At 74.9% G+C, this 24,265-nt stretch carries 22 protein-coding genes and 1 pseudogene; 20 read left to right on the plus strand and 3 right to left on the minus strand.

Annotated elements, in window-relative coordinates; genetic code table 11:
• The 3 genes and pseudogenes from KVT44_RS44770 to KVT44_RS44780 all read left to right on the plus strand — a co-directional run.
• Window positions 1-268, plus strand: a pseudogene (locus KVT44_RS44770) (hypothetical protein); the annotation flags it as partial.
• Window positions 269-581: 313 nt separating this feature from the next.
• Complete coding sequence (locus tag KVT44_RS44775) at window positions 582-2,216, plus strand: fatty acid--CoA ligase family protein (RefSeq protein WP_217573807.1); 1,635 nt, start codon at window positions 582-584, stop codon at window positions 2,214-2,216.
• A 252-nt stretch (window positions 2,217-2,468) separates the two neighbouring features.
• Window positions 2,469-3,254 carry a response regulator transcription factor gene (locus KVT44_RS44780; protein WP_217573808.1) on the plus strand — a complete coding sequence of 262 codons (786 nt, stop codon included), beginning with the start codon at window positions 2,469-2,471 and terminating at the stop codon, window positions 3,252-3,254.
• Between the two features lie 130 nt (window positions 3,255-3,384).
• Here the strand turns inward: KVT44_RS44780 and KVT44_RS44785 are convergent, their stop codons facing one another.
• Window positions 3,385-3,555, minus strand: coding sequence for a hypothetical protein (locus KVT44_RS44785; protein WP_164405877.1), 171 nt, complete (start codon window positions 3,553-3,555; stop codon window positions 3,385-3,387).
• 256 nt (window positions 3,556-3,811) lie between these two features.
• Between KVT44_RS44785 and KVT44_RS44790 the strand changes: the two genes are divergently transcribed.
• Both KVT44_RS44790 and KVT44_RS60275 read left to right on the plus strand, forming a co-directional pair.
• Entirely contained in the window at window positions 3,812-5,038 is a 1,227-nt protein-coding gene (locus KVT44_RS44790; protein ID WP_099918212.1) for a helix-turn-helix transcriptional regulator, read from the plus strand.
• Between the two features lie 305 nt (window positions 5,039-5,343).
• Window positions 5,344-5,472, plus strand: coding sequence for a hypothetical protein (locus KVT44_RS60275; RefSeq protein WP_257040037.1), 129 nt, complete (start codon window positions 5,344-5,346; stop codon window positions 5,470-5,472).
• A 138-nt stretch (window positions 5,473-5,610) separates the two neighbouring features.
• Here the strand turns inward: KVT44_RS60275 and KVT44_RS44795 are convergent, their stop codons facing one another.
• Window positions 5,611-6,084, minus strand: a complete 474-nt coding sequence (locus KVT44_RS44795; protein ID WP_097281949.1) for a DUF1772 domain-containing protein — start codon at window positions 6,082-6,084, stop codon at window positions 5,611-5,613.
• Between the two features lie 232 nt (window positions 6,085-6,316).
• Between KVT44_RS44795 and KVT44_RS44800 the strand changes: the two genes are divergently transcribed.
• Window positions 6,317-7,528 carry an FAD-dependent monooxygenase gene (locus KVT44_RS44800; protein WP_217573809.1) on the plus strand — a complete coding sequence of 404 codons (1,212 nt, stop codon included), beginning with the start codon at window positions 6,317-6,319 and terminating at the stop codon, window positions 7,526-7,528.
• A gap of 531 nt (window positions 7,529-8,059) precedes the next feature.
• Here KVT44_RS44800 and KVT44_RS44805 read toward each other — a convergent pair.
• On the minus strand, window positions 8,060-8,656 hold the full coding sequence (locus tag KVT44_RS44805; RefSeq protein ID WP_179436231.1) for a TetR/AcrR family transcriptional regulator: 597 nt from the start codon (window positions 8,654-8,656) through the stop codon (window positions 8,060-8,062).
• 235 nt (window positions 8,657-8,891) lie between these two features.
• Between KVT44_RS44805 and fabD the strand changes: the two genes are divergently transcribed.
• From fabD to KVT44_RS44875, 14 genes are all read left to right on the plus strand, one after another.
• A complete protein-coding gene (gene fabD, locus KVT44_RS44810) occupies window positions 8,892-9,860 on the plus strand; it encodes an ACP S-malonyltransferase (protein WP_217573810.1) in 969 nt (322 codons plus the stop codon).
• 202 nt (window positions 9,861-10,062) lie between these two features.
• A complete protein-coding gene (locus KVT44_RS44815) occupies window positions 10,063-10,485 on the plus strand; it encodes an acyl carrier protein (protein ID WP_225900738.1) in 423 nt (140 codons plus the stop codon).
• Between the two features lie 130 nt (window positions 10,486-10,615).
• The gene (locus KVT44_RS44820) at window positions 10,616-11,383 is read left to right on the plus strand and encodes an SDR family NAD(P)-dependent oxidoreductase (protein WP_075032275.1); all 768 of its coding nucleotides are present in this window, start codon (window positions 10,616-10,618) and stop codon (window positions 11,381-11,383) included.
• A 33-nt stretch (window positions 11,384-11,416) separates the two neighbouring features.
• Window positions 11,417-11,869 carry a 3-hydroxylacyl-ACP dehydratase gene (locus tag KVT44_RS44825; RefSeq protein ID WP_075032274.1) on the plus strand — a complete coding sequence of 151 codons (453 nt, stop codon included), beginning with the start codon at window positions 11,417-11,419 and terminating at the stop codon, window positions 11,867-11,869.
• Window positions 11,866-13,143 carry a beta-ketoacyl synthase gene (locus KVT44_RS44830; protein ID WP_099918206.1) on the plus strand — a complete coding sequence of 426 codons (1,278 nt, stop codon included), beginning with the start codon at window positions 11,866-11,868 and terminating at the stop codon, window positions 13,141-13,143. Before KVT44_RS44825 ends, KVT44_RS44830 begins: the two co-directional genes overlap by 4 nt.
• Entirely contained in the window at window positions 13,140-13,628 is a 489-nt protein-coding gene (locus KVT44_RS44835; protein ID WP_217573811.1) for a 3-hydroxyacyl-ACP dehydratase FabZ family protein, read from the plus strand. Before KVT44_RS44830 ends, KVT44_RS44835 begins: the two co-directional genes overlap by 4 nt.
• Window positions 13,625-14,914 carry a beta-ketoacyl synthase gene (locus KVT44_RS44840; protein WP_217573812.1) on the plus strand — a complete coding sequence of 430 codons (1,290 nt, stop codon included), beginning with the start codon at window positions 13,625-13,627 and terminating at the stop codon, window positions 14,912-14,914. Before KVT44_RS44835 ends, KVT44_RS44840 begins: the two co-directional genes overlap by 4 nt.
• 44 nt (window positions 14,915-14,958) lie before the next feature.
• Window positions 14,959-17,328: a beta-ketoacyl-[acyl-carrier-protein] synthase family protein gene (locus KVT44_RS44845; protein WP_217573813.1), complete on the plus strand. Its 2,370-nt coding sequence runs from the start codon at window positions 14,959-14,961 to the stop codon at window positions 17,326-17,328.
• Window positions 17,329-17,330: 2 nt separating this feature from the next.
• Complete coding sequence (locus tag KVT44_RS60280) at window positions 17,331-18,464, plus strand: 3-oxoacyl-ACP synthase III family protein (RefSeq protein WP_217573814.1); 1,134 nt, start codon at window positions 17,331-17,333, stop codon at window positions 18,462-18,464.
• A 78-nt stretch (window positions 18,465-18,542) separates the two neighbouring features.
• A complete protein-coding gene (locus KVT44_RS44855) occupies window positions 18,543-19,409 on the plus strand; it encodes an ester cyclase (RefSeq protein WP_217573815.1) in 867 nt (288 codons plus the stop codon).
• Window positions 19,410-19,536: 127 nt separating this feature from the next.
• Window positions 19,537-20,529, plus strand: a complete 993-nt coding sequence (locus KVT44_RS44860; protein ID WP_217573909.1) for an aldo/keto reductase — start codon at window positions 19,537-19,539, stop codon at window positions 20,527-20,529.
• Window positions 20,526-21,761 (plus strand): FAD-dependent oxidoreductase, encoded by a 1,236-nt coding sequence (locus KVT44_RS44865; protein ID WP_302832187.1) that lies wholly within the window; start codon window positions 20,526-20,528, stop codon window positions 21,759-21,761. Before KVT44_RS44860 ends, KVT44_RS44865 begins: the two co-directional genes overlap by 4 nt.
• A gap of 44 nt (window positions 21,762-21,805) precedes the next feature.
• A complete protein-coding gene (locus KVT44_RS44870) occupies window positions 21,806-22,459 on the plus strand; it encodes a thermostable hemolysin (RefSeq protein WP_075032267.1) in 654 nt (217 codons plus the stop codon).
• Window positions 22,449-24,074 (plus strand): AMP-binding protein, encoded by a 1,626-nt coding sequence (locus tag KVT44_RS44875; RefSeq protein ID WP_217573819.1) that lies wholly within the window; start codon window positions 22,449-22,451, stop codon window positions 24,072-24,074. The genes KVT44_RS44870 and KVT44_RS44875 overlap by 11 nt, the downstream gene beginning before the upstream one ends.
• Window positions 24,075-24,265: the final 191 nt, after the last annotated feature.

A 24,265-nucleotide genomic window follows, 5' to 3' on the forward strand; every position in this document is an offset into this window, starting at 1 on the left:
ACTCGTGCCGCGCAGCGGCACAGCACCCGGTGAGGAAGACCAGAATCTCCCTGCTACAGCAGGGAGAGCAAGTCAACACCACCCGCTCGTCGGGGACCTCACCCTCGGCTTCGAAGCCTTCACACCCATGGGCGACCCCGACCAGACGCTCGGCCTGTACACCGTCGAGCCCGGATCACCATCGGAGAACGCCCTGCGCATGCTCGCGAGCTGGACCGCCGACAACACGCACATCCAGCCCGAAAAAGCCGCCGGGCACGAGCACTGACCCGGCTCTCACCCCACCTGCGGCCGGACGCGTCCCGGCAGAAGCCACCGCGGAAACCAGGCCCCCCCGTTCGGGACCGTCGTCCTTGCCGGGAAATGGCAGGTTGCAGGCGCGGATGCCCGCCCCGCCCGCCCCGCCCGCCCCGCCTGTACCGCCCGCACCGCCCGCACGGGCTGCAGGGGCTGAGGCCGGTGCGGGGGCGCGGGGGCGCGCCGATCTCCAGCGGGTTTCGAAGGGGTCTCGAGCCCGGCCGCCGACCGTGGGGCATCCGGACATCCGCTGTTCGTGCCGTCTGCCGCCGGGAGGTCGTGCCGTGCCCATCCTCAGGTATCTGGAGAGCCCGCTGGACGACCTGCTGCGGCGGGCCGCGGCCCGTGACGCGCACGCCCCGGCCCTCACCGTGGCCGGGACAGGGGCCGGGGTGACGTTCGCGGCCCTGGACCGGGAGGCGGACCGTATCGCCCACTACGTACGGCGCGCCGCGGGCCGGGCCGGCGCCGTCGTCGCCGCGGCCACCACCCTCGATGCGGTCTTCCCCGCCGTGTACTACGGCACCGTCCGCAGCGGCCACCCGCTCGCCCTGCTCGACCCGCTGATGGGGCCGGCCGCCCTGTACGAGGTGTGCTCGGCGGCCGGGGCCGAGATCGCCTTCGTACCCGCCGCGCTGGCCGGGCTGCTCGCCGGGCTTGGTGACCGGCTGCCCCTGCTGCACACCGTCGTCCTCACGGACACCCCGGCGGACGCGGCAACGGACCGGCCGGCGGGCGGGGCAGCGGGTGCGGGCGGGGGTGTGCCGCTGGCGCGGGCGCTGGCGTCGGTGCCCGCCGGTGTGCCCGCGCGGACACCGGCGCCGGGGGTGGACGCGGTGGCGTGCCTGCAGTTCGCCCCGGACGGTGCGGGCCGGCTGAACGGGGTGCGGCTGACGCACCGCAACCTCCTCGCGGGCGCCGCCCAGACCGCCCTCGCCCACCGCCTGGGCCCCTCCTCCGTCGTCCTCAACCACCTGCCGCAGTACCACGCCGTGCACCTCAACTCGGCCGTGCACGCCGGGGCCCGGCAGGTGCTGTGCCCCGGCCCGGATCCCTTCGGGGCGCTGGAAGCAGCCGCGCGGGCGGGGGCCACCCACTTCTACGCCCCGCCCGCCCGGCTGCACCGCCTCGCCGGCGACACCCGGCTGGGCGGCGCCGGTGCCCGGACGGGCGCCCGCCGGCTGAGCGCCCTGCACGTCAGCGGCGGCGCGCTGGAGCCCGACCGCGCCCGCCGGCTGCGCGACGCGCTGCGCGTGCCGGTCCTGCAGGGCTACGGCCTCACCGAGGTGTGCACCCTCTCCCACCACCAGCCGCCCGGCTCGCGGCCCGGTCTGGGCGCGGTCGGGGTGCCGCTGCCGGGCACCGAGTGCCGGGTCGTGCTGCCGGGCGGCACGCTGCCCGCGCCGGTGTGGTCGACCGGCGAGGTGCAGATCCGCGGACCGCAGCTGAGCCCCACCGCCCCGGCCGGCCCGGCCGGGGCGGTGCCGGACGCGGACGGCTGGCTGTCCACCGGCGATACGGGCTATCTCGACGCGGACGGCGGACTGCACCTGGTCGACGCGTCCGGGGCGGTGTTCGCCTGCGACGACGCCCTGGTCGCCCCGGCCGTGGTGGAACGGGTCATCGGCCAGGACCCGCGGGTGGCCGACTGCATCGTCGCGGACTGGCCCGACCCGGCACGCGGCGCCCTGGTCTGGGCCGGCGTGGTCCTGCGCGAGAGGCCCCCCGGCGACGACCGCGGCCTGCTCGACATCCTCGACTCGGTCGCCGAACAGGCCAACGCCCGGCTCGGCCCCGGCGAGCAGATCCGCCGCCTGGAGGCCCTCGACGCCGTCCCCCGCCGGCCGGGCGGCCGGCCCGCCCGCCGTGAACTGCGCCGCCGGCTGCACGCCCTGGCCGCCGTGGAGGCCGCCGCCTGATCCCCCCGGGGGGCGCGGGAGTCAGAGGGGGGGGTAGCGGACGGGTCGTGGCCCGCTGGAGCGCACCGGACACGGCCGCGCCCGCCGCCTACGGTGAGCAGGGCGGGACATCCAAGGACCGGCAGGACAACCCAGGACCCGGCTGAACATCCAAGGACCGGCAGGACAATCCAGGACCCGGCTGAACATCCAAGGACCGGCAGGACGTCCAGGGACCGGTGGGACATCCCGGGAGACAGGGAGGAGACCGCCATGGACGAGCGGCACGCCACACTCCGCGTGCTCCCCGCACCGGCCCCCGGCCCTGACCCAGGCCCCGGTGAGGCGGCCGGCCCGGTCCCGGCCCCCCGCCCGGGCGCGCCGGCCGCCGTGCGCGTGCACGTGATCGGTGAGGACCCGCTCGCCCGCCGCGGCATCACCGCTCTCCTCGAGGGCCACCCCGGCATCCGCGTCACCGGCGAGAGCGAACCGGGACCACCGCTGCTGCGCGCGCTGGCCGCCCGGCCCCCGCACGTCCTGGTCGCCCACGGCGCACCGGGCGGCGGACAGCTTGCCGCGCAGGCCTTCGGCGGCGGGGACCTGCCGCTGCTGACCCTCGGCGGCCCGGGCCGCACCGACGCCGCGGGCCGGGCGGCCGGCGGCCATCTGCCGGCCACCGCCACCGCCGGGCAGCTGGCCTCCGCGGTCGTCCTGGCCGCCGCCGGATACACCCTGGTGCACGGCCCCACCTCGCCCCCGCCCGGTCGCCGGCCGGCCGCCGGGCCGCCGGCGCCCATCTCGCCGGTCAGCCCCGACCGGCTCACCGACCGCGAGTGCCAGGTCCTGGACCTGCTGGCCCGCGGCCTGTCCAACGGGGAGATAGCCCGGGCGCTGACCCTGTCCGAGCACACCGTGAAGACCCACGTGCAGAACCTGCTGCACAAGCTGCGGCTGCGCAACCGGGTCCACGCCGCGATCTACGCCTTCGAATCCGGCCTGCGCGCCCCGGCCGCCCCCCTGCGTCCGGCCGCCGCCGCAGCCGACGCCCCCTCCGGCTGACCGCCCCGCCCACCGCAGCAGCGCCAGCCTCCCGCGCACGCCCGTCTCCGGCCATGCCGCGCCGCTGTCCTGATCCGTCGCACCCGCACCAGGGGTGCAAAGGGGCACGGGGTTACGGGGGTTACGTGGGTTACGGGGCGGGCGGGGCGCAGCGTTTGGGCCAGCCGATGTCCTCGTCGGACGGTGCGTCCGGCGCCGGCGGGGCGGGGTGGCCGGTGTCCGCCGCCGGGGAGGGGCCGCTGCCGTGTCCCGCGGTGGCCGTCCACGCCGCCCGGGGTGGTGCGCACACCGATGGCCTCATCGTCGACTCCCGGGCGTTGACCTGCACAAGGACTCCGCACCCGGCCGGGTGCGCCGGCCGGGTCCTGCCGAGCGTGCCCCGCCGCGCTGGAGGAACGCTGGAGGAGTCCACGAGAGGCGCGTGAGAGACGCGTGAGAGCGGCACGAGATTCCCGGCGGGGGCCTGGCAAAGGTTTGCCCGCGTGTTGCCCGGCGCCCTACGCTCGGGGCGGCTCCCGGCGAAACTTTCTTGCCCGCTCACCCCAGGGGATTCGGTCATGCTGCGACAGCCCGCGTTCGGACACCGCCTGAAAAAGCTCCGGACGGCCCAGGGGCTGTCGCAGACGGCGCTGGCCGGCGAGGGCATGTCCACCGGCTATCTCTCCCGCCTGGAATCGGGGGCGCGCCAGCCCACCGACCGGGCCGTGGGCTATCTGGCGGGCCGGCTGGGCCTGGACGTCGCCGACTTCGAGGAGCCGGTCACCGGTTCCCTGGCGCACGCGCTGACGCTGGCGTCCTCCACCGGTTCCGCGGACGCCATCGGGGCGCTGCGCGCGGCGCTGGCCGCCGAGGGCCACGAGAGCGCGGTGCTGCGCTGGCAGGCGCTGTGGCTGCTGGCCCGGGCCGCCCGGCTGCAGGGCGACCACGCCGCCGAACGCGCGGACCTCGACCGGCTGGTGGCGCTCGGCGACGAGGTGGGATCGGCCGAGCTGCGGGTGCGCGGCCTGACCCGGCTGGCCCGCTGCCTGCGCTCGCTCGGTGAGATCACCCCCGCCCTGGACGCGGCCGTCGCCGCCCACCGGCTCGCCCTGGGCGAGGACCTGGGCGTGGAGGACCGGGCCGCCGCGCTGCTGGCGCTGGTGTCGGTGCAGGCGGAGGCCGGGCAGGTGCCGGAGGCGCGGGTGCACGCCGACGAACTGGCCGCGCTGGTCGCCGGCCGCACCGACGCGCTGTGGGCCGAGGCCATGTGGACGGCCGCCGCCGTCCGGGTGCGCCAGGGCGACCACACCGGGGCGCAGGCCTTTTTGGACGCGGCCCTGGAGCGTTTCAGCAGCCAGGAGGACCTGGTGCTGTGGCTCAGGCTCCGGCTGGCCGCGGGCCGGCTGCACCTGCAGACCCTGCCCCCCGACCCCGCGCGGGCCGAGGCGTGCGCCGCCCAGGCCGAGGCCGCCCTCGCTTTCGTCGGCACGCCCGCCCTGCGCCAGGACCTGACCGCGCTGAAGGCCGATCTGGCGTTCGCCACCGGCCGCTACGACGATGCCCGCGCCCTGCTGGGCGACCTGGCCGGGGACGAGCCGAGGATGACCTACCGCGACCGGGTGCGGCTGGAGATCCTGCGCCAGCAGCTGCTGATCCTGGGCGGCGACGCCTCCGGCGTGGAGGGGCTGCGCACCCTGGCGCAGCAGGCCCAGGCGGACGCCAACATCGACCTCGCGGCGGAGATCTGGCGGACCCTCGCGGACGCCCTCGCCCAGTCCCGGCCCGCCCCGGCCGAACCGGCGTGACCCGCCGCCCGCGCCCGGCCGGACCACTGCGGGAGGAAAGGGACGGGGAAGGGGAAGGGGCGGGGCAGGGAAGGGAAGGGCGGGGAAGGCGGGGGCGGGGGAGTGGGGGAATTCGGGCGGGCGGGCGGCGCGCTGATTCCCGCCGGCCGCGGGGGAGTGCGGTGCGGAATGCGTATGTCTTTTACCGGATTTCTCGAGGGCGCCTCGCATTCCGGTGGACGCGGCGCAATGCGCCTTGACGCGCGGTGCGGACCTTCGTGAATCTCAGTACGGTATTGGCCGCTCACGCCCGAAGGGACACCACCGTGGTCAGCAAGAAGAAGAATCCCGCAGGAAACGAGCCGGAGCTCAGCCCCGCATTCGGCAGTGAGATCACCGACGGCCCGGACGAGGACACCGAGATGTCCGTCCTGGGCAGCATCGCCCTGCAGTAGGGGCCGCCGCGGACGGGAAGCGGGAGGCGGGAGGCGGGAGGCGGGAAGGGGATGGGGCAGGAGACCCGCGGGTTTCCCTTCCCCACCCCCTTCCCGTCTCCGCGGCGCCCGTCTCCGCGGCGGCCGCCTCCCGCGGTGTCAGGACGCCACGAGTGCCACGCACATCGCGCCCAGCGCCACCGCCTGCAGCACGACCCGGGCGTTGATGACGCTGTCCCAGGTGCGCTGCAGGCCCCGCGCGTTCGGCGCGGTGCGGCAGTCGAGGGCCGCGTCGGTCAGCTCCTTGTTCACCGGCGCGCTCACCTTGTTGTAGACGGCCAGCCACACCACCAGGGCCGCCGCCGCGACGGCCGCCGCGACGGCCGCCGTCACGCGGCCGCCGAACCCGGCCGCGACGGCCGTGGCCACCGTGGCGAGCAGGCCGAAGACGCCCGGGACGGGCATCCGGCGGTCCCCGAAACGGTGGATCTGCCCCATGGTGCTGGTCAGCACCGCGTCGTCGACGTGCGCGAGGGCCGGCCGCTGGACGATCGCGGAGAAGACGTCGGTGCCGTAGACCACCGCGTTGGCCATCGTGGCCACCACGGCCAGGGTCTGTACGAGGGTTTCCATCACAACCACCCTTGTCCGTCTGCCGGTTGCCACATGGCCTGCCGCCACGTGGATTTATCAACGCTAGATGTCCTGCCGACACTATCAAGTTCACTGCTTGGAATGCTAGCGTTGACAACTTCAGTGGTCCGCAGGGGATTCCGCAAGGACGAGGGAGCACCCCGGGCCGCAGCGGAGTGCCGTCCCCTCCCCGCGGGGACATCCGCCCGGACAGCCACGAGGAGACAGACCCATGGCCCTTGGACGTGCCCGTCGCGTACTCATCGCCGGCGGAGGGATCGGCGGCCTGGCCGCGGCCCTCGCGCTCCAGCGCGCCGGTCTTGAGCCCGTCGTCTTCGAACGGGCCGAGGCACTGCGCGACGGCGGCGCGGGCCTGCACATCTGGACCAACGGCGTGCTCGCGCTGGACTGCCTGGGCGTGGCCGGACAGGTCCTGCGCACGGCCCCGGCCCAGCAGGTCGCGCACTTCAGCACCCACCGCGGCGAGGTGCTGGGCGCCTGGCCGGTCGGCGACTTCGTCGAGCGCTACGGCGCACCCACCATCGCCGTCGAGCGCTCCGTCCTGCACGGCGTGCTGCGCGAGGCCCTGCACGGCTCCCCGGTGCGCACCGGGGCCCACGTGACCGGCTTCGAGCAGGACGAGGACGGGGTCACCGTACGGTTCGCGGACGGCGGCAGCGAACGGGGCGACCTGCTGATCGGCGCCGACGGCATCCACGGCACGGTCCGCGACGCCCTCTTCGGCCCCGCCCGCAACCGCTACAGCGGCTACATCGCCTGGCGCGGCCGTTCCCCCCTGCAGCACCCGGACATCCCGCCGGGCACCTTCAACGCGATGTTCGGGCCCGGCACCCGCTTCACCTACTACGACGTCGCACCCGGCCTGGTCCACTGGATGAGCGTGGCCAACGGGCCCGCGGGCGGCCGGGACGCGCCCGGCGTGCGGGAGATGCTGCTGCGCCGCCACCGCGGCTGGGGCGGCCCGGTGGCCGACATCCTCGCCGCCACCCCGGAGGAGGGCATCATCCGCGGCGACGTCGAGGGCCGCAGCCCCGAACGCCGGTGGGGCCAGGGCCGCGTCACCCTGCTCGGCGACGCCGCGCACCCCATCACCTTCAACATCGGCCAGGGCGCCTGCCAGGCCCTGGAGGACGCCCTGGTCCTCGCCGAGCACCTGGAGCACGCCGACGACCCCATCGCCGCGCTGCGCCGCTACGAGCGCGAACGCCGCGCCCGTACCGCGCCGCTGCAGCGCATCGCCTGGCGGATCGGGCGGATGGGCGCGGTGCGGAATCCGCTGCTGATCCGGGCGCGCGAGGCGTTCATGCGCAAGAACTGGAACACGAAGGCCTTCGCCGCCGCGGAGAAGGGCCAGGTCGCCTACGGCACCCGCTGGGCCCCGGCCCGCCGCCCGGCCCCCGCCCCGGCTGCCACCGTGGACTGACGCCCGCCCTCGCGGCCCCGGCCCCCGCCCCAAAACCCCCCGTTCCAGGCCCGGTTGCGGGCCCCGTCTCCGGCTGTCGTGCCCGTGGGCCCGGGGCCCCGCGGACGGACCAGGCCCACGGCCCCTGAACCACGGACTGCGGGGCTACGGGGCCGGGCCCGGCCCTACGGGGCCGGGCCCGGCCCCGTAGCCCGGTCCCGGACCGGAGATCCAGCCCCGGCTGTCCTGCCCGCGGCCCCCGGCTCACGGGCCACGGGCGGTCTGGGGGTCGGGTCCCGGGTTCCGGGTCCGGCGGACCGGCCCCGTACCCGCCGCCTCTGGCTCACGAGCCACGGCTGACGAGCCACGGCTCACGAGCCACGGGTCACGAGGACAGACCGCGGGCCTGGGTCCTCGGCCCTGGGCTTGGCGTCCCGGCCGCACCCCGCGGCCCCGGCCCGGATCCGGCCCCTCGGTTTTCGGTCCAGCCCGGTCCAGCCCGGTCAAGCCCGGCGCCGTACCGTCCCACCGGTCCCGCCCGCCCGGCGGGCGTCAGCCGGGCGCCGGCCGCCGCTGCAGGGCGCCCGGCTGCCGTGCCCCGGCCCGCGCCGCCGGATACAGCCCGTCCCAGAGCGGGTCCCCGGGCGGAAACCCCAGGCAGACCAGGACGTTGACCAGCATCCCGTAGGCCATGAACGTGGTGGTCTGGCCGGTGTCCGCGCCGAGCGGCCGGTGGACGGTGTCCCACAGCCGACGCCACTCGGCCCGCACCGCCTCCCCGAACGCCGCGTCACCGTCCGCCTCGCCCGCCGCCACCGCGACGTACACCTGCATCTGCATCAGCAGCCGCTCCGGCTCCTTGACGATGACGCGGGTGTACGCGTTGGCCATGGCGCGCAGCGCCTCCTCGCCCGCCAGGCCCTCGGTGGCCTCGGTGAACAGCCGGGCGGTGTCGGCCAGGCAGCACCGCGCCGCCGCGAGGAAGAGCGCCCGCTTGCCCGCGAAGAGCCGGAAGAGGTACGGCTGCGACACCCCCGCACGCCGGGCGATGGCCTCGGTGGACGTGCCGTCGTACCCGCCCCGGGCGAATTCGCTCACGGCCGCGCGGATGACGCTCCGGCGCCGCTCGTCTGCACTCATCCTCACCATGCCAGCACGTTAGTTGCTGATTGCCGGGCGCCGTAGTGCCGGTCCAGACGCATTCAAGGAATGCGCCAGAGCCCCGTGGCAGATTCACAGAATCGAGCACCGCTCGCCGACCGCTCGATGACCTTTCTCCGGCTCTGAAAACAGCTCTCCCGGACCGTTCTTCCAGCTCTTCGGACAGCTCTTCCGGCAGTTTTTCCGACGGTTCTTCCGACAACTCAGTGAGGCAGGAACGGGGATGATCGACAATCTCTTCACGATGTTTCCCGGGCAGGGCTCGCAGCGCGCGGGCATGGCCGGGCATCTGCTGCGTGAACACCCCCGCACCGCCGGACGCGTCCTGGCCCGCGCCGAGGACGCGACCGGCCTGCCGCTGACCGCGCTGTGCAGCACCGCGCCGGAAGAGGAGCTGGCCCCGACCGAGATCGCCCAGCCCGCCATCGTCGCCACCAGCCTCGCGGTCCTTGAGGTACTGCGCGAGCAGGCGGGTTTCGTGCCCGCCGTGGTGGCCGGGCACAGCCTGGGGGAGTACCCCGCGCTGGTGGCCGCCGGGGTGCTGGAGGCCGAGGCGGCGCTGCGGCTGGTGCGCCGCCGGGGCGAGCTGATGGCGGGGGTCTCCCGACAGGTCGGCGGCGCGATGACGGCCGTACTGGGCCTTGCCGCCGCCCGGATCGAGGAGATCTGCGCGGACTGCGCCCCCCTGGGCGTGGTGGAGATCGCCAACTACAACGAGCCGGGCCAGACCGTGATCTCCGGGCAGCGCCCCGCGGTCGAGGAGGCCGCCCGCCGGGCGCTGGCCGCGGGCGCCGAGCGGGCGGTGGCGCTGAAGGTCTCGGCGCCCTTCCACTGCTCGCTGATGCGGGCGATCGAGGACGAGTTCGCCGCCGAACTGGAGCGCGTGCGCTTCAGCGCGCCCCGGCTGCCCGTGATCAGCTCGGTGACCGGCACCCTGGTGCGCGACGGCGGCCACGCCCGCGATCTGCTGCGCCGTCAGCTGGCCGGACCGGTGCGGTGGGTGGACGTGCTGGGCGCCGCGGCCGCGCACGCCGTGGACGGCTGCCTGGAGGTCGGCCCCGGCCGGGTGCTCAGCGGCTTCGCCAACCGCACCGGCGTCCACTCCGTGGTGCGCAGCACCCACGACGCGCGCCGGATCTCCGCACTGCTGCGCGAGCTCGGGCAGGAGCCCGCCCCTGGCGCCGCCGCCTGACCCGGCGCGCGGACCGGCCCCCGGCCCGCCCCCACCGCCCCCGCCGCCCGCTCCCTCCGCCTCTCCACCTCCGCCTCTTCCCTTCTCCTCCTCTTTCCTCTCCTCCTTCTCCTTCTCCTTCTCTTCTTTTCCTCTCCCGTCCGTCCGGTGCGGGCCCCCGGGCCGGTACCGGCGGAACGACCCATCCGAAAGGCAGCCAACGGTGTCCGAAACCCTGACCCCCACCTCGACCGACTACTTCTCCGCGGTCCAGGCCGCCATCGCCGACGCCCTGGGCATCGACGAGGCCGAGGCCGTGCCCGAGGCGACCCTGCTCGGGCAGCTGGGTGCCGAGTCGATCGACCTGCTCGACATCCTCTTCCGTATCGAGCGCGCCACCAAGGTGAAGATCACCGTGGCCGACATCGCCGCCCTGCTGCAGGGCGGCATCCCCGACGAGGAGTTCGGCGACGAGAACGAGGTCGTCAACGACACCGGCCTCACCCACCTGGAGAAGGTCCTGCCGCAGTTCGACCGCAGCCAGCTCAGCGAGCCGCTGACCGCCGAGGGCGTGCTGGGCCTGTTCACCGTGCAGAACCTCACCGACCTGCTGACCGAGCGGGCCGCGGCCCAGCACGCCGCCTGAACCCCGACCCCTCCCCTCCGGGGGCCGGTGGCGGTGCGGGCCAACGGCGTCCCGCACCCCCGCCGCCCCTCCCGCCCGCGCGGGCCCCGGCCGGCCACCGCCCCCTCGTAGCAGAAACGGGAAGAGACAGATGAAGCTGAAGGACCGCACCGCCCTGGTCACCGGTGCCTCACGCGGCATCGGCCGGGCCATCGCCCTGGCCCTGGCCGAACAGGGGGCGGCCGTCGCCGTCAACTACCGCTCCCGCCAGGAGGACGCCGCCGCGGTCGTCAAGGAGATCGAGACGGCGGGCGGCCGGGCCGCGGCCGTCGGCGCCGACGTCGCCGACCCGCAGCAGGCCGCCCGCCTGGTACAGGAGGCCACCCGCCTCCTGGGCCCCCTCGACATCCTCGTCAACAACGCGGGCACCAGCGACGACGGCCTCATCTACGACGCGCCGCCGGACGCCTGGCTGAACGTCATGAAGACCAACTTCGGCGGCGCCTGGCACTGCACCCACGCCGTCCTGGAACAGTTCATGGCCCGCGGCGACGCCACCATCGTCAACATCTCCTCCGCGATGGGCGAACGCGGCTGGATCGGCCAGGCCAACTACTCGGCCTCCAAGGGCGCGCTGAACTCCTTCACCCGCTGCGCCGCCGTCGAACTCGCCCGCTTCGGCATACGGGTCAACGCGGTCCTGGCCGGGTTCACCCCGACCGAACTCGTGGACGGCGTGCTGCAGCGCGACGGCGGCAAGAGCATCAAGCGGCAGATCCCGCTGCGCCGGTTCGCCACCGCCGATCAGGTCGCCGCGGCCGCGGTGTTCCTGGCCGGCCCCGACTCCGGCTACACCACCGGCGAACTGCTCTGCGTGGACGGCGGGTTCTCCGCCCAGCTGGGCATCGGCCGCCCGTAACGGACGCGTGAGGGAACGGAAGAAGAGACGACGATGCGATTCCATCTGATCGACCGGATCGAGACCTGCGCGCCCCGCGAGCACATCACCGCGCGCAAGGTCACCTCCGCCGAGGAGACCTACTGGCAGGACACCGGCGACGGACCCGCGCTGCCCTTCGGGCTGGCCCTGGAGGCCCTGTGCCAGTCCGCCACCTGGCTGATCATGCTCTCCACCGACCACCGGCTGCGCGCCGCGCTGCTGGCGGTCGGCGAGGCCACCGCGCACCGCCCGGTGCGCCCCGGCGAGGTGCTGCGCATGCACGCCACCGTCGAGTCGATGACCGAGGAGGCCGCCCTGCTGGACGGCACCGTCACCGTGGACGGCGAGAACGTCCTCGAGGCGAGCGGCATCCTGTGCGCGCTCATCGACGCCGAACGCCTCGACGACCCGGCCGCCACCCGCCGCATGGCGCACCAGCTGCAGGGCGGGGGGCCGGTGGGATGACCCGAGTAGCCATCACCGGCGTCGGCGCCGTCACCCCGCTGGGCAACGACGCCGGCACCACCTGGCAGGGCCTGGCCGCCGGCCGCAGCGGCGTCGGGCCGCTGACCACCTTCGACGCGGCCGGCTTCCCGGTGCGTATCGCCGCCCAGGTCAAGGACTTCGACCCGGCCGCGGCGATCCCGGCCCGCATCGGGCGCAAACACCTCTCCCGGGTGGGCCTGTTCGGTGTCGCGGCCGCCTGGGAGGCGCTGCGCTCCGCGCGGGCCGAGGACCTGGGGGAGGAGGTGTACGACTTCGGCGAGCGCGGGGTGGCGATGGGCGCGAGTGTCGGCCGCCCCGAGCTGCAGGCCCTCCTGGACGTCGGCCACCTGCGCGCCACCACCGGCCGCGCGGACGCGTTCTTGTGCCACCCGCCGGCCGTCACCCTCACCGACGACCAGAACGTGCCGCTCAGCGCGATGGCCAGGATGATGTCCGCGACCGGGCCGATGATCGGGATCTCCACCGCCTGCTCCGGCTCCGGGCACGCCATCGGGGAGGCCTACCGCGCCATCCAGGAGGGCGACGCCCGGCTGATGGTCGCCGGCGGCTACGACTCCCTGACCACCTGGCTCGACCTGCTCGGCTTCAGCCTGCTGGGCGCGCTGACCGACCGTCACAACGACGATCCCGAGCACGCCTCGCGGCCCTTCGACGCCGACCGCTCCGGCTTCGTGATCGGCGAGGGCGCCGTCGCCGTCGTCCTCGAGGACCTCGACGCCGCCCGCGAGCGCGGCGCGCCCATTCTGGGCGAGGTCCTCGGCTACGGCTCCACCCTCAACGCCTGGCGCATCACCGACTCCCCGCCGGACGGCTCCGGCGCCGTCCAGGCCATGGAGGCGGCGATCGGCGAATCCGGGCTGGGCACCGCCGGCATCGACTACGTCGTCGCACACGGCACCAGCACCCACGGCAACGACCAGTCCGAGACGGTCGCCATCAAGAAGGTCTTCGCCGACGACGCCCGCCGTCTGGTGGTCAGCGCCCCCAAGTCGATGGCCGGCCACCTCACCTCCGCCAGCCTGGGCCTGGGCGTGCTGGCCGCGCTCGGCGCGATCCGCCACTCCCTGGTCCCGCCCACCGTCAACCTCGAGCGGCCCGACCGCGGCCTGGACCTCGACTACGTGCCGCACACCGCCCGCCCGATGCCGGTGGCGGCGGCCCTGATCAACGCGTTCGCGTTCGGCGGCAGCAACACCAGCCTCGTCGTCGGCGCCCCGCGGGAGGACACATGACCACCACCGTCCCCACCGCGGGACCCACCCCCACCCCCACCCCCACCCCCGGCCCTGTCCCCGCCGCGGGACCCGCCCCCGCCCCTGTCTCCGGCGGCGGGCCGGGCGGCTTCGACCGGCTGCTGGAGGCCGTCGTCGGCGAGCGGGCGGCGGCCGTGCGCAACGTGCCCGCCACCCTGACCTGCTTCACCGACCACTTCCCGCGCCACCCCGTCCTGCCCGGCGTGCTGCTGCTGGAGAGCATGGCCGCGCTCGCCCGTACCGCCGCGGGCCCCGGCACCTGGCGCCTGGCCGCCGTGCGCGGCGTGCGCTTCAAGCACTTCGTCGGCCCCGGCGACCAGGTCCACCTCACCGTCGAGGTGAGCGCTCACGGCCCGCACCGCACCGAGTGCCGGGCCACCGCCCGGGCCGGCGGCCGGGTGGTCGCCACCGCCCGCGTCCTGGCCCTGGTCAGCGACGAGACGACCCGGGAGGGCACAGCATGAGCGAGCAGCGCCGCCGCGTGATGGTCACCGGCATCGGCCTGATGACCGCGATCGGCCAGAGCGCCGCCGAGACCTGGCACAGCCTGCTGGAGGGCCGCTGCGGCATCGGACCGCTGCGCGCCTACGACCCCGCCCCGCTGCGCACCGGCATCGGCGCCGAGATCCCCTCCTTCACCCCCGCCCAGTGGGCCTCCCGCCGCACCCTGCGCATGCTGTGCCGCGGCGACCAGCTCGCCCTGGCCGGCGCCACCCTCGCCCTGCAAGATGCGGGCCTGGACGACGGGAGCGACCTGGGCCACCGCGCGGGCCTGTTCCTGGGCAGCAACAAGGAAATGCCCCGCATGGACGAGCTCATCGCCCAGCTGCAGGCCGTCCGCGCCGACGACGGCACCCCCGACCTGCACCGGCTGGGGCAGAGCGCCTCCTCGGTGATCGCCCCGCTGTTCTTCGTCGAGGGACTGCAGCCCGCCGCCGCCTTCCACATCTCCGAGAAGTACGGCATCCGCGGCGCCAACGCCTACTTCGCCGGCACCGCCGACTCCGGCGCGATGGCGATCGGCCGGGGCATGCGCACCGTACGCCGCGGCGAGGCCGACCTCGTGCTCGCGGGCGGCTACGACGACGCCACCGGCTGGTGGGCGATGTCCAAGATGGACGGCCTGGGCGTCCTGAGCACCCGCACCGACCTGGGCACCGAGGCCTTCAGGCCCTTCGACCGCGACCGCTCCGGCTCGGTCTTCGGCGAGGGCGCCGCCCTCCTGGTCCTGGAGGAACGCGAACACGCCCTGGCCCGCGGCGCCCGCTGCTACGCCGAGATCACCGGCTTCGGCGCCGGCAACGACTGCGTCCGCCCGCCCAGCCCCCAGCCCCGCGCCCGCGGCCTGGCCCGCGCCATCGGCCGCGCCCTCGCCGATGCCGCACGGCCCTTCCCCGACGGCAGCTACATCGCCGCGCACGGCTGCGCCACCCTGCAGGGCGACGCCAGCGAGACCGTCGCCCTGCACGACGCCCTCGGCACGGCCGCCAAGTCCGCCCAGATCAGCAGCGTCAAACCGCAGACCGGACACCTCGTCGGCGGCGCCGGCGCACTGAACGCGGCCGTCGCCGCCCTCGCCCTGGACAGCGGCACCGTGCCCGCCACCCTCAACCTGCACCACCCCGCCGCCGAGTGCGACCTCGACTACGTCCCCCTCACCCCCCGCCACACCCGGCCCGACAGCGCCCTGGCCCTGGCCCGCGGCCTGGAGGGCCAGGCCGTCGCCGTCGCCCTGGGACGGACCTCATGACCGACACACCCGCAACACCCGCCATATCCGAAAGGAGTGCGGCCATGACCGACGTCCACGACCGCGCCGTACGGCCGGACACCGCGGCCCGGCCCCGGACCGTGGTGGTCTGCGGTGTCGGCGCCGTGACCGCCCAGGGCGAGGGCGCCGCCGCGCTGTGGGAGGGCATCCGGGCCGGGCATTCGGCCATCGGCCCGGTCACCGGCATGCCGATGGACGGCTACGGCACGGCCATCGGCGGCGAAGTGCCCCCGCTGTCCCGGCCCGCCTACGACTACCTGGCCGCCTTCGGCGGCAGCGAGCGGGAACCGGCCGTCGACTTCGCGCTGACCGCCGCCGCCGAAGCCCTCCAGCAGGCGGGCCTTGCGGGACTGCCCGCCGAACGCTGGGGGGTGGCGTTCGGCTCCTGCAACGGCGGCCTGCGCAGCGCCGAGAAACTCGCCCGCCGCAGCCGCGAGGGCACCACCCTGCCCGACGACGCCCTGCACTACCTGCTGGTCCCGCCGCAGGCCATCGCCGAGGCACTCAGCGCCGCCTTCGCTCTCAAGGGACCGGCCCTGTCCGTCAACACCGCCTGCGCCTCGGGCGCGCACGCCATCGCGCACGCCGCCGAGGCGATCGCCGCGGGCCGCGCGGACGCGATGCTCGCCGGCGGCAGCGACGCCTTCACCGAGACCGCGTTCGCCGGCTTCACCAGCCTCCAGTCACTGTCCGCCAAACCCGCCGCCCCCTACTCCAAGGACCGCGACGGCCTGTCCCTGGGCGAGGGCGCGGGCATGCTGGTGCTGGCCGAGGAGTCGGTGGCCCGCGCCGCGGGCGCCCCCGTCCTGGCGGAGGTCCTCGGCTACGGCCTGTCCGCCGACGGCTACCACGCCACCGCCCCGCACCCCGAGGGCGAGGGCGCCGCCCGCGCCATCCGCGGCGCCCTGAAGGCCGCCGGCATCACCCCGGGGGACGTCGGCTACATCAACGGCCACGGCACCGGCACCCCCAAGAACGACTCCGCCGAGTCCAACGCGGTGCGCGCCGCGTTCGGCGAGGCCGCCCAGAAAACCGCCCTGAGCAGCTCCAAGTCGATGATCGGCCACCTGCTGGGCGCGGCCGGCGCGGTCGAGGCCATCGTCACCGTCAAGGCCCTGGTCGAACAGATCGCCCCGCCGACCGCCAACTTCACCGGCACCGACCCCAAGTGCGGCCTGGACGCGGTCCCCGACACCGGCCGCGAACTGGCCATGAACGCCGCCCTGTCCAACAACTTCGCCTTCGCCGGCGCGAATGCCTGCGTCGCCTTCGGCTGGCCCTCCGGACGGCGCTTCACCGTCCCCGCCCCGCCCGCCGCCGAGAAGGTCGTCATCACCGGGGGCGCCGCCCTCACCCCCGCCGGCGAAGGCCTGGAGGCGCTGTGGGAGGCCTGGCGGCAGGGGCGGCGGCTGGGCGCCGACGAGGACGGCCTGCGCGTGGCCCGCGCCGTCTTCGACCCCGCCGCCCACATCGGCGCCCGCGACCGGCGCCGCATGGACCGCCTCTCCCAGCTCGCCGTCGCCTCCTGCCGCGCCGCCCTCGCCCACGCCGGCCTGAAGGCCGACGAGCACACCGGGGTCGTCCTGGGCACCGGACTGGGCCCGATGCGCAGCATCGAGGACTTCCTGCTGCCGGTGCTGGGCGGCTGCCCCGCCCACGGCAGCCCCGCCGTCTTCCCCAACACCGTCTTCAACGCCGCCGCCGGCCAGGTCGCCATGCACGTCGGCGCCAAGGGCCCCACCTCCACCGTCACCACCGGACATGCCGCCGGCGCCTCCGCCCTGACCGTCGCCCACGACCTGCTGCTGCAGCACCGCGCCGAGGCGGTGCTGTGCCCGGCGGTCGAGGACCTCTCCCCGGGCGTGCTGGCCGCCTACCGCCAGCTGCCGCTGTTCGGCGACGCCGGCTACACCCTGGCCGAGGCCGGCATCGCCCTCGTCCTGGAACGCGAATCCAGCGCCCTCGCCCGCGGCGCCCGCATCCTGGCCGAGTTCGCCGGCCACGCCGCCGCCGGCGACGCGGCCGGCATCGGCCGCTGGAATGCCCAGGGCGAGGGCGTCGAGCGCGCCATGCGCGCCGCCCTCGCCCACGCCGGCCTCACCCCCGGCGAGCTGACCGGCATCTGGGCCAACGCCGCCGGCCTCACCCGCGCGGATGCCCCCGAGGCCCTCGCCACCGGCCGGCTGGCCGCCGAGGCCCGCTGCCCGGTGCACACCCCCAAACAGACCCTGGGCGAACCGGTCGGCGCGGGCGCCCAGCTGGCCGCCCTCCTCGCCCTCACCGCCTGGACCACCCCGGCAAGCGGGGCGGCGGCGGGGCCGGTGCTCATCAACAGCTCCTCGCTCGGCGGCACCCACATCAGCCTCGTCCTGCGTCCCGCAACGGAGAACTGACCATGCCCCACACCCCGCCGGCCCCGCCCGCCGAACCCCGCGCCCGCCATGTCTCGGTCCTGGCCACCGGCGCCCACCTGCCGGGCGAGGCCCTCGACAACGACACCCTGGCCCGCTTCTGCGGCCCGCTGCCCGCCGACGTCCTGGACGGCATCCAGGTCAAGCGCCGGCACTGGATGGTCGACCCGGCCACCGGCGCCCACACCACCAGCACCTCGCAGATGGCCACCGCCGCCGCCCGCCAGGCCCTCGAGCGGGCCGGCGTCCAGGCGGACGAGATCGACCTGATCGTCCTGTCCACCGCCAGCCCCGACTACCTCCTGCCCGTCGCCGCCACCTACGTCCAGCAGCAGCTCGGCCTGGAGGACTGCGCGGTCATCGAGGTCCGCGCCGGCTGCGTGGGCGCCGTCCAGGCCCACGACATCGCCCGCCGCCTGCTCGCCGACGGCACCTACACCACCGCCCTGGTCATCGGCGCCGAGGCCGTCTCCCCGCTGCTGGCCCCCGTCTTTTTGGGCCGCGACCCCGAACGCGTACGGATGCGCGACCGGCTGACCGTCTACACCTTCGGCGACGGCGCCGGCGCCCTGGTGCTGCGCGCCGGCGAGGAGGGCTCCGCCCACGGCCGCCGCCGCCCCGTCTTCGCCACCCGCTCCCTGGGCGGCGCCCGCAAACCCGGCATGCTCATCGTCGGCGGCGGCACCGACGCCCCCCTCGCCGAACAGCAGCGCCGCCCCCGCCTGATGGACATCCGCCTCGACATCCCCGGCACCGCCCAGTTCGGCCCCCGCGTCTTCGTCGAGGGCATCCACGACCTGCTCACCCGCTCCCGCCTGGCCCTGGCCGACCTCGACGCGTGCGTGCTGCCCGAGGGCAACGCCGAGTACTTCGCCAGCGAGTACGCCGCCGCCGGGCTGTCGGCCGCCGACCAGGCCGCCCTGAGCAAGACCATCGTGGAGAACCTCACCGACGTCGGCGCCACCGGCTCCGCCGCCGTCCCCCTCGCCCTCGACGCCGGCTGGCGCGAGGGCCGCATCCGCCCCGGCGACACGGTCCTGCTGCTGGCCATCGAGGCCAGCCGCTACCTGTACGCGGGCCTCACCCTCACCTGGGACGCCCCCTTCCCCGGCCACTGACCGCCCCGCGCCCCCGACCCCGCCCCTGTGACCTGCGCCCCGCACCCGCGGGACGCCGAGACCGAAGGACGAGAGAACGTGTCGATACAAGAGACGGAGCGCACCGCCCAAAGCGTGGAGGAACGCAACAAGAAGACCATCCGCCGGGTCTTCGACGCCTTCGTCAACCAGGGCGACTTCTCCGTCGTCGACGAGATCTACAGCCCCGACATGATCGACCACCAGCCGCTGCCCGGCGCCCCCGAAGGCCTCGAAGGCGTCCGCTACACCATCGCCGGCCTGCGCGAGGGCTTCCCCGACCTGCACGTGACCATCGAGGACATGAGCGCCCACGGCGACCACGTCGTCATCCACAACACCTGGCGCGGCACCCACCTCGGCGACTTCCTCGGCGCGCCGCCCACCGGACAGGCCATCGAGTTCACCGGCGTCGTGGTGTGGCGGCTGCTGGCCGACGGCCTGATCGCCGAACGCTGGGGCATCGGCGTGGAGTCCAACATGCTGGCCGTGCTCGGCCTGCGCCGGCTCGCCCCCGCCGCCCGCAACGGCGCCCGCGCCGCGGCCCGCCGCACCGTCACGAGCGCCGGCGCCCTGCTGCCGCTGCCGCCCGGCGCCGCCGGCGCCTGGCACGCCCTTCAGGCCGAGCTCGCCGGAGCACGGCTGCGCGCCTACGAGGCCTCCCGGCGCCGCGCGGGCATCCTCCAGGAGTCCTTCGCCCTCCAGCCCCTGGGCGGCCAGGACGTGCTGGTCCACCGGATCGAGGCCCGCGACCCGCAGGGCGCCGCCCGCCGGCTGGCGGCCTCCGCCGACCCCTTCGACTCCTGGCTGCGCCAGGAAGCGGCCGCGGTGCTGGGCACCGACCCGTGGACCCACCTGGCCGCCAACGCCACCCCGGCGAGCCACACCTGGATGTCCGTCACCAGCGAACTGACCACCGCCGACTGACGGGCCGTCCGAGCACCGGGGGACCGGCACCCCACCACTTCTCTAGCAAAGACACCGACACTGTCACTGCTAGACGGTCACTGCTAGACGACAACCGCCCCGTGCACGGCTCAGGAAGGAACCGATGATGCGGCAACGAAAACTCGGCAGCCAGGGGCTGGAGGTCTCCGAGCAGGGACTCGGCTGCATGGGCATGACCTTCGCCTACGGGCCCGCCGACGACCAGGAAGCCCTGCGCACCGCGCACCGCGCCCTGGAACTGGGCGTGAACCTCCTGGACACCGCGGACTTCTACGGCCCGCACAGCAACGAGGAGTTCGTCGCCCGCGTCATCGCCGGCCGCCGCGACAGCATCACCGTCTCCTCCAAGGTCGGCAACGAGGTCACCCCCGACGGCACCATCACCGGCCGCCTCAACGGCCGCCCCGACTACATCCGCACCTCCATCGACGCCACCCTGCGCCGGCTGGGCACCGACCGCCTCGACCTGTACTACCTGCACCGCGTCGACCCCGCCGTCCCCGTCGAGGAATCCACCGGCGCACTCGCCGACCTCGTCACCGCCGGCAAGGTCCGCCACCTCGGCATCTGCGAGGCGTCCGCCGCCACCATCCGCCGCGCCCACGCCGTGCACCCGCTCACCGCCGTACAGACCGAGTACTCCCTGTCCACCCGCGACGTCGAGGCCAACGGCGTCCTTGCGGCCGTCCGCGAGCTGGGCATCGGCTTCGTCGGCTACAGCCCGCTGGGCCGCGGCCTGCTCACCGGAGCCATCCGCAGCCTCGACGCCCTCGCCGAACACGACTTCCGCCGCGTCGTGCCCCGCTTCCAGCAGGGCAACCTCGAGAGGAACCTGCACGTCGTGGAGCGGCTGCAGGCGCTGGCCGCCGCCAAACAGATCACCGCCGGACAGCTCGCGCTGGCCTGGGTGCTCGCCCAGGGCGACGACGTCGTCGCCATCCCCGGCACCAAACGCGTCACCTACCTGGAGGAGAACCTCGCCGCCTCCGCCGTCGAGCTCAGCGCGGCCGACCTCGCCGCCCTCGACGAGATCGCCCCCCACGGCTCCACGGCGGGCGACCGCTACCCCGTCGGTGCCATGGCCACCCTCGACGGCTGACCCCCGACCCCGGCCCGCGGGCCCTCGAAGGCGAAGTGAGTGCGATAACCATGGCGAACATCACGATCATCGGCGGCGGACTGGCCGGCCTGACCGCGGCGATCTCCGCCGCCGAACAGGGCGCCCGCGTCACCGTCCACGAGGCCCACTCCCACACCGGCGGCCGCGCCCGCTCGGCCGCCGGCCCCTACGTCACCAACGACGGGCCGCACACCTTCTTCGACAACGGCGACGCCTGGCACTGGCTGCTGCAGCGCGGACTGGCCGGCCGCTACGTGCGGCTGTCCTTCCACGAGTGGACCCGGATGCGCTTCCGCCACCAGGGCCGGCTGCGGATGACCCTGCCGTCCGGCTACATGAAGATGACCTGGCGCCACCGCGGCATCGAGGTCCCCGTCGACCGCTCCTTCCAGGACTGGGCCAGTGAACGCTTCGCCCAGCAGACCGTGAACGAGGCCCTCGGCTTCCTCGGCCCGATCCTCTTCGACGGCGACCCCGGACGCCTGTCGGCGGCCTTCGTGTGGGAACGGCTGCTGCGCGTGGGCACCCCCCGCTTCCCGCTGCCCAGCCGCTACTTCATCGGCGGCTGGGGCGCGCTGATCGAGCGCATGGAACGCGTCGCCCGCGCCCGCGGCGTGGTCATCGAGACCGGCTCACGGCTGAGCGAACTGCCCGCCGGCGGACCGGTGATCGTGGCGACCTCGCTGGCCTCCGCGCGCAGCCTGCTCAGCGACCCCGGCCTTGAATGGCCCAGCGGCACCGCCGCCCTGCTGGACATGGCCGTCACCCACTCCAAGAAGGACGGCAACGTCTCCTTCGACATGGACGAGGGCGGCTTCACCTCCCAGTACTCCGACCACGACCCCTCCCTCGCCCCGAAGGGCCAGGCCCTGTTCCAGGGACAGATGCCGCTGCGGCCCGGCGAGTCGAAGGCCGACGCCCTGGCCCGGCTGGAGAAACTCTTCGACCTGACCACCCCCGGCTGGCGCACCCGCCTGCTGTGGCGCCGCGAAGGCGTCTCCCGCGGCCGCACCGGCGCCCTGGACCTGCCCGGCCTCAGCTGGCGGGACCGGCCCGCCATCGACCGCGGGGACGGCGTGTACCTGGCCGGCGACAGCGTCGCCGCCCCCGGCATCCTCGCCGAGACCTCCATCAACAGCGCCCTGCGGGCCGCCCGACTCGCCGTGCACGCCCGGCCGGCGGCGCACCGCTCCGCGGTGTTCGGGCGATGAGTCCCCCTTCGCGTCCCACCCCACCCTGTTAGGGAGCGCAGCACATGAGAATCACCCTGTCCGAGCGCGGCACCCCGGACTGGCAGACCGCCGCGGACCTTGCCCGGCTGGTGTTCGCCAAGCAGTACCAGGCGAGCATCTCGCCCGACCCGGACGGCTTCCTCGCCTTCTTCGAGACCGCCGCCGACGGCCAGGAGGAAGTCCTCGCCTGCGCGGGCCTGTCCTTCCCCGAGGAAGAGAGCATCCTGCTCGAGCGCTACCTCGACGCCCCCGTCGAAGACGTCATCACCCGGGCCGTGGGCGCCCCCGTCAAACGCTCCCAGGTCCTGCAGATCGGCTCCATCGCCTCGGTACGGGCCGCCGCCGGCGCCGAGATCATCAAGGCGATCCCGCTGATCATGGCCTGCCTGGGCCGCCCGTACGCGGTGATGACCATGACCGGCCGGCTCGCCGCCCTCATGCAGCGCCTGGGCTGCGTCTTCCACCCCCTCGCCGACGCCAGCGCGGAACGCCTGCCCGAAGGCGAACGGGCCGCGTGGGGCTCCTACTACGACACCCGGCCCGTCGTCGGCTACGCCGAGGCCGCCGAGCAGTCCACCCTGCTGCTGGCCGCCATCGGCCGCTACTGCTTCACCTCGGTCGACATGCGGCTGCTGAGCAACCGCCCGCAGCAGGGGGTGCTCACCCGTGCCGCCTGACACCCCCACCCGTCTTTCCCTCGCCCAGGGGCTCCTGGAGCGGGCCGGCAGCGACGCCGTCATGGTCCGCGTGCTGGCCGCCGACGGCTCGGCGCCCGCCGCCTGGAGCTACCGCGACCTGACCGGCGCCGCCCTCACGCTGGCCGCCCGGCTCCAGGAACAGGCCCAGGCGCTGGGCCGGCCGGCCCGGGTGGGACTGCTCGCGGAGAACTCGCCCGAATGGGTCGCCGCCGACCTGGCCGCCCTGTTCGCCGGCGCCGTCGAGATCCCCGTCCCGACCGCCTTCACCGCCCAGCAGGCCGCCTCCCTCCTGCAGAGCGCCGACCTGTGCCTCACCGACAGCGCGGGCGAAGCCGCCCTGGCCCGCTGGCGCACCAGCACCCCCCAGCCCGTCCTCCCCGACGGCTGCCCCGCCGTTGCCCTCGACCTGCCCGACCTTGCCCGCGCACCCCGCCCCGCCGCGCCCCCGCAGATCCCCGCACACGACCAGATCGTCAAGGTCATCCACACCTCCGGCACCACCTCCGCCCCCAAAGGCGTACAGATCCGCCGCCACGGCCTGGACGAACTCCTCACCTCCCTGCGCGCCCGCACCCGCCCGGAGATCTTCGAGCGCTACCTGTCCATCGTCCCGCTCAGCCTCCTCATCGAGCAGGTCGCCGGCCTCTACATGCCCTTCCTGGCAGGCGGTTCGGTGTCCTTCCTGCCGCCGGGCACCGCCCTGGTCGGCACCGCCGCCGACGCCGCCCCCCGCATGCTCACCCTGCTGCGCGCGGCCCGCCCCACCGCCCTGGTCGTGCCGCCCACCGTCGCCGGCCTCTTCCTCGCCCTGTGCGACCAGCAGCCCGCCGAGAGCGTCACCGAGCGCCACCGGCGGATCTTCGGACACGACGGGCCGGTCTTCATCGCCTGCGGCGGCGCCCCCGTCCCCCCGGAGATCCTCCAGCGCCTCGACGCCTACGGACTGACCGTCCACGAGGGCTACGGGCTGAGCGAGAACTCCTCCGTGGTGTCCTGGAACTTCCCCGGCGCCGTCCGCTTCGGCACCGTCGGCCGCCCCCTGGACCACGTGCGGGCCGAACTCGCCGACGACGGCGAACTCCTCATCCGCAGCACCTCCCTGTTCGCCGGCTACACCCGCGAGGACCCCTCCAGCGTCGTCGTCGACGACCAGGGCCGCCTGCACACCGGCGACCTCGCCGAGATCGACGCCGACGGCTATCTGCGGATCACCGGACGCAAGAAGAACCTCGTCATCACCGCGGGCGGCCGCAACGTGGCCCCCGAATGGGTCGAGGCCCGCTACCGCGAACTCGGCTTCGTCCGCGAGGCCGCCGTCGTCGCCGACGGCCTCGACCAGGTCCACGGCCTGTTCGTCATCGACGCCGGCCTCGACCCCCAGGCCGCCCGCCGCGAGATCACCGACTTCGGCCGGCAAAAACTCTCCGGCATCGAACGCGCCGCCGTCGTCCACCTCATGTCCGAGGACGACCCCGCCTACGCCACCTGCTTCACCGTCACCGGACGCCCCCGCCGCGACGTCGTGCGCGCGCACGTCCTCAAGCAGCCCCGCACCCCGGCCCCCCGCGGCGGCGAGACCAAGGAGAAGGCTTGACATCTCCCCCAGCTGAAGCAGGGGGATTCTTCCCTCGCGGGTTGAGCTTTCCGCTTCTCAGACAGCAGCTGCCCCGAATCAACGGCGGGGGACGTTGGTACGCCCAGCAGTCTTACGCCAGCTCCACAGACCTGACATCCCGCCAGCCCGGCGGTAGGCCCGGCCAGCTTGGTTATCACCGGCCGAGCGTG

The sequence above is a fragment of the Streptomyces sp. GbtcB7 genome, from assembly GCF_019091445.1.
GTDB lineage: Bacteria > Actinomycetota > Actinomycetes > Streptomycetales > Streptomycetaceae > Streptomyces > Streptomyces mirabilis.

What these genes read in the sequence shown, in the direction of transcription:
- KVT44_RS44840 (WP_217573812.1), top strand. Translation starts at nt 13,625, where the DNA reads ATGAGCGAGCAGCGCCGCCGCGTGATGGTCACCGGCATCGGCCTGATG.
- KVT44_RS44870 (WP_075032267.1), top strand. Translation starts at nt 21,806, where the DNA reads ATGAGAATCACCCTGTCCGAGCGCGGCACCCCGGACTGGCAGACCGCC.
- KVT44_RS44825 (WP_075032274.1), top strand. Translation starts at nt 11,417, where the DNA reads ATGCGATTCCATCTGATCGACCGGATCGAGACCTGCGCGCCCCGCGAG.
- KVT44_RS60280 (WP_217573814.1), top strand. Translation starts at nt 17,331, where the DNA reads ATGCCCCACACCCCGCCGGCCCCGCCCGCCGAACCCCGCGCCCGCCAT.
- KVT44_RS44805 (WP_179436231.1), bottom strand. Translation starts at nt 8,656, where the DNA reads ATGGTGAGGATGAGTGCAGACGAGCGGCGCCGGAGCGTCATCCGCGCG.
- KVT44_RS44830 (WP_099918206.1), top strand. Translation starts at nt 11,866, where the DNA reads ATGACCCGAGTAGCCATCACCGGCGTCGGCGCCGTCACCCCGCTGGGC.
- fabD (WP_217573810.1), top strand. Translation starts at nt 8,892, where the DNA reads ATGATCGACAATCTCTTCACGATGTTTCCCGGGCAGGGCTCGCAGCGC.
- KVT44_RS44820 (WP_075032275.1), top strand. Translation starts at nt 10,616, where the DNA reads ATGAAGCTGAAGGACCGCACCGCCCTGGTCACCGGTGCCTCACGCGGC.
- KVT44_RS44790 (WP_099918212.1), top strand. Translation starts at nt 3,812, where the DNA reads ATGCTGCGACAGCCCGCGTTCGGACACCGCCTGAAAAAGCTCCGGACG.
- KVT44_RS44780 (WP_217573808.1), top strand. Translation starts at nt 2,469, where the DNA reads ATGGACGAGCGGCACGCCACACTCCGCGTGCTCCCCGCACCGGCCCCC.
- KVT44_RS44835 (WP_217573811.1), top strand. Translation starts at nt 13,140, where the DNA reads ATGACCACCACCGTCCCCACCGCGGGACCCACCCCCACCCCCACCCCC.
- KVT44_RS44800 (WP_217573809.1), top strand. Translation starts at nt 6,317, where the DNA reads ATGGCCCTTGGACGTGCCCGTCGCGTACTCATCGCCGGCGGAGGGATC.
- KVT44_RS44845 (WP_217573813.1), top strand. Translation starts at nt 14,959, where the DNA reads ATGACCGACGTCCACGACCGCGCCGTACGGCCGGACACCGCGGCCCGG.
- KVT44_RS44785 (WP_164405877.1), bottom strand. Translation starts at nt 3,555, where the DNA reads ATGAGGCCATCGGTGTGCGCACCACCCCGGGCGGCGTGGACGGCCACC.
- KVT44_RS44795 (WP_097281949.1), bottom strand. Translation starts at nt 6,084, where the DNA reads ATGGAAACCCTCGTACAGACCCTGGCCGTGGTGGCCACGATGGCCAAC.
- KVT44_RS44860 (WP_217573909.1), top strand. Translation starts at nt 19,537, where the DNA reads ATGCGGCAACGAAAACTCGGCAGCCAGGGGCTGGAGGTCTCCGAGCAG.